The organism is Rhodoplanes roseus (genome assembly GCF_003258865.1).
GTDB lineage: Bacteria > Pseudomonadota > Alphaproteobacteria > Rhizobiales > Xanthobacteraceae > Rhodoplanes > Rhodoplanes roseus.
Genome location: NZ_NPEX01000314.1, coordinates 1 through 6,235 on the forward strand (window position 1 = coordinate 1; position 6,235 = coordinate 6,235).

A 6,235-nucleotide genomic window follows, 5' to 3' on the forward strand; every position below is an offset into this window, starting at 1 on the left:
CGAAATCGCCTCGACCGAAGCCCGCCGGCGACCACTCTCGGCCCTCCAGGCCTGAAGCGGATTTCTTGCCCAGTCTCTTCGCTCAACACGGGCTACGGACCATGATCAACGCCGGCCGGCCGTGCTCGTCACGGCATATCGTCCGGACGATCGCAGCAAGCGTAGCCCGGCTCGTCGAGATCGTAGCCGGGCCGGAGCGCCGCGACGGCCGGGGCGAGCGTCGCCCGAGGCCGGTCCCGCCGCCGCGGGCGATCGGACGCGACGATGGGAAGCGCGGTCCTGGTCGCGGCGCGCGCCCCTACGAACCCGCGGCCCCGGGCAGCGGCAGCCCGCCTCCGCGTCGTTTGCTGCACCGCACCAATCCATCTCGCTCACCTTGCGGCTTGGCACCGGCCCGCGCCCAGGTAAGATGCGCCGCACGCATGCTTCGGGTGGCCCGGGACACGCGACGCCAGCGACCCGCGACGTGCCGCCTCCTCGACCGCCGTCAACCGCTCAGGATGGAATCCCCCGACAATGGCCGCTGATCAGGGCGCGCACGCGCCGACCGGGACTCTCACGATCGACGGGAAGAGCCACGCCTTCCCGCTCCGCCACGGCTCCGCCGGGCCGAACGTGCTCGACATCGGCAAGCTCTACGGCAAGGCCGGCGTGTTCACCTACGATCCGGGCTTCAGCTCCACGGCGAGCTGCGAGTCGAAGATCACCTATGTGGACGGCGACGCCGGCGCGCTGCTCTACCGCGGCTACGCCGTCGAGGATCTGGTCGCCCGCGGCGACTTTCTCGAGACCTGTTACCTGCTGTTCTACGGCGACCTGCCGACCGCGGCCCAGAAGCGCGACTTCGACTACCGGGTGACGCGCCACACCATGGTGCACGAGCAGATGGTGCGCCTCTATCAGGGCTTTCGGCGCGACGCGCATCCGATGGCCGTGATGGTCGGCAGCGTCGGCGCGCTGTCGGCCTTCTATCACGACTCCATCGACGTCGAGGATCCGCACCAGCGGATGGTGTCGTCGATCCGGCTGATCGCCAAGATGCCGACCATGGCGGCGATGGCCTACAAGTACACGACCGGCCAGACCTTCGTATATCCGAAGAACGACCTCGGCTACGCCGCCAACTTCCTGCGGATGTGCTTCGCCGTGCCGTTCGAGGAGTATCAGGTCAACCCGGCGCTGGCGCGCGCCCTGGAGAAGATCCTGATCCTCCACGCCGACAACGAGCAGGGCGCGTCGTCCTCCACGGTGCGGCTCGCCGGCTCCTCGGGCGCCAATCCGTTCGCCTGCATCGCCGCCGGCATCGCCTGCCTGTGGGGGCCGGCGCATGGCGGCGCCAACGAGGCGGCGCTGCGGATGCTGGCCGACATCGGCCGCCCCGAGCGCATCCCCGAGTTCATCGCCCGCGCCAAGGATCCGGAGGATCCGTTCCGCCTGATGGGCTTCGGCCACCGGGTCTACAAGAGCTACGATCCGCGCGCCCGGGTGATGCGCGAGATCTGTCGCGAGGTGCTGGCCCAGACCGGCGTCGAGGACACGCTGTTCCAGGTGGCGCTCGAGCTGGAGCGCGCCGCCGGCAGCGACGAGTACTTCATCGAGAAGAAGCTGTTCCCGAACCTCGACTTCTATTCCGGGCTGACGCTCCAGGCGATGGGCTTCCCGACCGCGATGTTCACGGCCGTGTTCGCCATGGCCCGCACGGCCGGCTGGATCGCCCAGTGGATGGAGATGCTGGCCGACCCGGGCCAGAAGATCGGCCGCCCGCGCCAGCTCTACACCGGCTCGCCGCGGCGCGATTACGTGCCGGTGACCAAGCGGGGCTGAGCCATCGATGATCGGAAGCGGGTCGGTGACGACCGGCCCGCTCCGCCGACGACCGACATTCGGGATTCCGGGCTCGCACGCCCGAGGCAGGATGCCGCGCCTTCGACGCTGTACGACCAGCGCCGACAGCGTTCGTCGCTCCAGCACCCCAGCCGCTCCAGCCGCTCCAGCACCCCAGCCGCTCCAGCACCCGAGACGATGCTTGGAGCTTACAGCCGGGCCGGCGCCACCGTCATCTGTTCAATATCGAACAAATCAGGACGTTATCGGGCGCCTATAGTGTTGGGGCAGCGCATTATTTGAGCGGAACAGCGTTTCTTTGATCAGGACGAGGGTTCGAAGCGCAGCTATCATCACCATAATAGCTGATAAGAAGCTCCGAGGAACGCTCGAAGGTCACGTTCGCCCCTCCTTGCCCCCGAAAGAGCGAGCAGACATGAGTGGAACCGCCCATCTTCCACAAATTGCCAAAGTGGCTTCGTCGTCGAAATCCAATCTCTACAACGCCATCGAAGCCTCGCCCGTCAGCCCGCACGTCGGCGCGGAGATTTCGGGCGTCGACCTGACCCGCCCCCTCGGCAACGAGCAGGTGAGCGAGCTCCACGACGCCTTCGCACGTTATCAGGTTCTGTTCTTTCGCGACCAGCCGATCTCGTTCGATGACCAGATCAGGCTGGCGAGCTATTTCGGATCGCTCGGCCGCCATGTCGGCGCCTCGACCATCAGCAAGAGCACCGCGAACGAGCTGGTTCGGAAGTTCCATTATGACGAGACGTCCAAGCAGATCTCCGGAGAGAACTTCCACTCCGACCAGTCCTGCGCCGAGATTCCGCCGCTCGGCAGCATTCTCTACAATCACACGGTGCCGCCGGACGGCGGTGGCGACACCATGTTCGCCAGCATGTACGCGGCCTACGAGGCCCTCTCGCCCAACATGAAGGTCTATCTGCGCGGCCTGACGGCGACGCACGACGGCAGGCGCGTGTTCGGACCGGGGACGCCGGTGTCCGTGCATCCGGTGATCACGCGTCATCCCGTCACGGGCCGCGAGGTGATCTTCGTCAACACCGACTTCACCTCCCACATCAACGAGCTTCCGCGGCTGGAGGGAGACCGCATCCTGCAGTTCCTGTTCGACCACTGCAACAAGCCGGAATGGACCTGTCGCTTTCGCTGGCGGCCGCACTCGATCGCCTTCTGGGACAACAGGTGCACGCATCACAAGGCCGTCTGGGACTACTGGCCGAACGTCCGCTCCGGATTCCGGGTCCAGATCGAAGGCACCACGCCGCCGATCGCCGCTTGAGAGGCCGGACACGCACCATGATCAGCAGATTTCTCGCCGCGATGCTCGTCGCGGCCATGCCGACCCTCGCCCGTGCCCAGGCGCCCGCGCCGGAGCCGTTCCCGACCAGGCCGCTTCGCTTCGTCGTGCCCTTCCCGCCGGGTGGCACGCTCGACGTTCTCGCGCGGACCATCAGTCACGAGCTGGCAGTCTCTCTCGGACAGACGGTCGTGGTCGAGAACCGGCCGGGGGCGTCCGGAATGGTCGGGGCCGAGGTCGTCGCCCGCGCCGTCCCCGACGGCCACACGCTGATGATCGGATCGAACACGCTGGCGACGTTGCCGGCCCTGCGCACCGACATGCCGATCGACATCTGGCGGGACCTCGCCCCCGTGGTCGCGCTCGGCAGCACTCCGACGTTGATCACCGTCCATCCATCGTTCCCGGCGCGCGACTTCGCCCAGTTCGTCGAAGCCGTGAAGAGGACGAGCGGCGGCGCGAGCTACAACTCTCCCGGCATCGCCTCCCCGCCCCACCTCGCCGGCGAGCTCTTGGCGCGGGCGGCGGGCATTCCGCTGGTGCATGTTCCCTATCGCGGCACTCAGCCGGCCGTCTCGGATCTCGCCGCAGGCCATATTCCGATCATGATGGCGCCCCTCAACGCCGTGATCGGTTTCGTCGACGACAAGCGGCTCGTGCCCATCGCGATCACCGATGCGCAGCGGACGAAATATCTTCCGGGAGTGCCGACCTTGCGAGAACTCGGAGTCGTCGGCATGCCGCCGGTGACATCGTGGTTCGGCGTCTACACGACCGGCGGCACCCCGCCGGCCACCATCGCCCGCTTGAACTCCGAGATCGTCCGGATCATGCGGCTCGACCATGTGGCGCGCAGTCTCGCGGCGCAGACCTTCGAGATCGCAACCGGCACGCCGGAGGAGATGGCCAAGACACTGCGCGCCGAGGCACTCCACAATGCCAAGATCGTCGCCGAGGCGAGCATCAAGCCGTCGAACTGACCGGCCGGCGCATCGAGCGACAGCAGTGCTGCCGCTCGCTCTTCTCCAAGCCGTCTCTCTACGCCGCCTTCTTGGCCTTCAGGGCGGGTGCGAGCTCGCGGCGGACGAAGTCGATGAAGCCGTCCTGCCGGGGGCCGATCTGGGTCAGCACGATGTGGTCGAAGCCAGCCTTCACGTAGGCGTCGATCGCCTTCAGATGCGCGTCGACCGAGGGGCCGCAGCTCACCTTCCCGGCGATGTCGTCGGGCGTCACGCTCTCGCTCGCCGCCGCGAAGCCCTCGGTGTCGGGCAGCTCGGCCATCACGGGCCAGCCGCTCGCCGACCACCGGAAATACTTGTGCGCCGTCGTCTTGGCCTCGTCCTCGCGCTCGGCCCAGCACAGCGAGACCTCGCAGTAGCGCGGTCCCTTGCCGCCGGCCTTGCGATAGCTCTCGACCAGCACCTTGTCGGAGTCGGTGGCCATCAGCCCATCGGCCTTGTGGCCGGCCAGCTCCGCCGCATGCGGCCCGCCGGCGGCGAGAACGACCGGCACCTTGCGCTTCGGCCGATCGAACAGCTTGGCGTGGTCCAGGGTGAGATAGCGGCCGCGGTAATTGGTCAGCTCACCGGCCAGGAGCCCCTGGATGATGTCGAGGGCTTCGGCGAGCCGCTCCTGGCGCTCCAGGCGGCCGGGCCAGCCGGCGCCGATCACGTGCTCGTTGAGGCGCTCGCCGGCGCCGAGGCCGAGCGTGAAGCGGTCGCCGGAGAGCAGCGCCACCGTGGCGGCGCCCTGGGCGATGATGGCGGGATGATACCGGAATGTCGGGCAGGTCACGGCCGTCATCAGGCCGATCGTCTCGGTCGCCTGCGCGACGGCGCCGAGCACCGACCAGGCGAGCGGCGCATGGCCCTGCTCGTCGAGCCAGGGCGAGAAGTGATCCGAGATGGCGGCGAAGTCGAAGCCGGCCTTTTCGGCCGCGACGGCATTCTTCACGAGGTCGGCGGGTCCGTGTTCCTCGGACATCAGCTTGTAGCCGAGCTTGATCATGTCGGTCGTGCCCTGCGCGTGGGATTGGAGACAGGCGCGGGTGGCCGCACCGTTCTGCCAACGTGCTCGGGCGTCTTAGGTTCGCGCCGGCGGTCCGGGTGCCGGCCGATCCCCCGACATGATACCGCCGTGCCGGGAGGCGCATCGGCACCAATAAAAATCCCCGGCATGGCCGGGGATTTGGTCGTCCAGGCGCTGGATCGCGCACAAAGGCCCGATCAGGCGGCCTTCTTCTTGGCGGCCGCCGGAACGGCGGCGTTGACGATGGCCTCCAGATAGAGGTCGAGCAGCGTCTCGCGCTCGTCGCGCTCCTTCTGGTCCTGCTTGCGGATGCGGATGACCTCCCGCAGGATCTTCACGTCGAAGCCGTTGCCCTTGGCTTCCAGGAAGATTTCCTTCTTGGCCTCGTTCAGCTCCTTGATCTCCTCGTCGATGTGCTCGATGCGCTCGACGATGGTCCGCAGCTGGTCGCCGGCGATACCCGTGACGTCCGATCCGCTCATGGTTTACTCCTGGTCAACGCGACGGTGAAAAACTGCGCTATCCGGGCCCGCGCGGCAAGCCGAGCACGCCGCCGTGGTTGACGTTTTACTAATGCTCGTCTTCCCTGGCCCGACGCGGCGCAGGACGGGCGCCGCATCGGCGTCCCGTCCGCGCCGGCACCGCGTGGACACCTTCGGCAGGCCCCCATGACCGAGCTCATCACGAGAGACGAATTCGACCAGCTCGCCGCCCGCATCGGTATCCTGGAGCGCGAGGTCGACGGCGAGAAGATGGTGACGCGCCACGTCCTCTCCGAGACGCGGCGCACCAGCGACCGGCTCGCCGCGCTCGAGGCCCGCCTCGAGCGCATGGAGCGCAAGGTCGACGACGTCGGCCGGCGCCTCGCCGAGCTCGACGGCAAGGTGACGGTGCTGACCACCACCCTGCCCGGCATCGTCGCCGATGCGCTGCGGGTGGCGCTGCGCGACCGCGACGGGCGCTGACGCGCGGGGCGCGCGCCGCGGCGGCGACGCCCGGCAGGAGCTTACTGGGCCGTCTTGCCGGAGGCCTGGGCGGGTCGCGGAGCGGCGCGGGTGG

General features: G+C 68.0%; 6 protein-coding genes. 4 read left to right on the plus strand and 2 right to left on the minus strand.

Features of this window, described 5'->3' with window-relative positions; translation table 11 throughout:
- Positions 1–516 precede the first annotated feature (516 nt).
- From gltA to CH341_RS26815, 3 genes are all read left to right on the plus strand, one after another.
- Positions 517–1,824, plus strand: coding sequence for a citrate synthase (gltA, locus tag CH341_RS26805; RefSeq protein ID WP_111422016.1), 1,308 nt, complete (start codon positions 517–519; stop codon positions 1,822–1,824).
- A 472-nt stretch (positions 1,825–2,296) separates the two neighbouring features.
- Complete coding sequence (locus CH341_RS26810) at positions 2,297–3,130, plus strand: TauD/TfdA dioxygenase family protein (protein ID WP_245431266.1); 834 nt, start codon at positions 2,297–2,299, stop codon at positions 3,128–3,130.
- A 17-nt stretch (positions 3,131–3,147) separates the two neighbouring features.
- Positions 3,148–4,128 carry a Bug family tripartite tricarboxylate transporter substrate binding protein gene (locus tag CH341_RS26815; protein WP_111422018.1) on the plus strand — a complete coding sequence of 327 codons (981 nt, stop codon included), beginning with the start codon at positions 3,148–3,150 and terminating at the stop codon, positions 4,126–4,128.
- A 58-nt stretch (positions 4,129–4,186) separates the two neighbouring features.
- Here the strand turns inward: CH341_RS26815 and CH341_RS26820 are convergent, their stop codons facing one another.
- Both CH341_RS26820 and CH341_RS26825 read right to left on the minus strand, forming a co-directional pair.
- The gene (locus CH341_RS26820) at positions 4,187–5,155 is read right to left on the minus strand and encodes a TIGR03557 family F420-dependent LLM class oxidoreductase (protein ID WP_111422019.1); all 969 of its coding nucleotides are present in this window, start codon (positions 5,153–5,155) and stop codon (positions 4,187–4,189) included.
- Positions 5,156–5,373: 218 nt separating this feature from the next.
- On the minus strand, positions 5,374–5,658 hold the full coding sequence (locus CH341_RS26825; RefSeq protein ID WP_111422020.1) for a DUF2312 domain-containing protein: 285 nt from the start codon (positions 5,656–5,658) through the stop codon (positions 5,374–5,376).
- A gap of 186 nt (positions 5,659–5,844) precedes the next feature.
- On the opposite strand from CH341_RS26825, the gene CH341_RS26830 reads away from it, so the two are divergent.
- Positions 5,845–6,141: a hypothetical protein gene (locus CH341_RS26830; RefSeq protein WP_111422021.1), complete on the plus strand. Its 297-nt coding sequence runs from the start codon at positions 5,845–5,847 to the stop codon at positions 6,139–6,141.
- The last annotated feature ends 94 nt before the right edge of the window (positions 6,142–6,235 follow it).

Excerpts from the sequence above, each read along its gene's own strand:
- CH341_RS26825 (WP_111422020.1), bottom strand. The coding sequence starts at position 5,658 with ATGAGCGGATCGGACGTCACGGGTATCGCCGGCGACCAGCTGCGGACC.
- CH341_RS26820 (WP_111422019.1), bottom strand. The coding sequence starts at position 5,155 with ATGATCAAGCTCGGCTACAAGCTGATGTCCGAGGAACACGGACCCGCC.
- CH341_RS26830 (WP_111422021.1), top strand. The coding sequence starts at position 5,845 with ATGACCGAGCTCATCACGAGAGACGAATTCGACCAGCTCGCCGCCCGC.
- gltA (WP_111422016.1), top strand. The coding sequence starts at position 517 with ATGGCCGCTGATCAGGGCGCGCACGCGCCGACCGGGACTCTCACGATC.
- CH341_RS26815 (WP_111422018.1), top strand. The coding sequence starts at position 3,148 with ATGATCAGCAGATTTCTCGCCGCGATGCTCGTCGCGGCCATGCCGACC.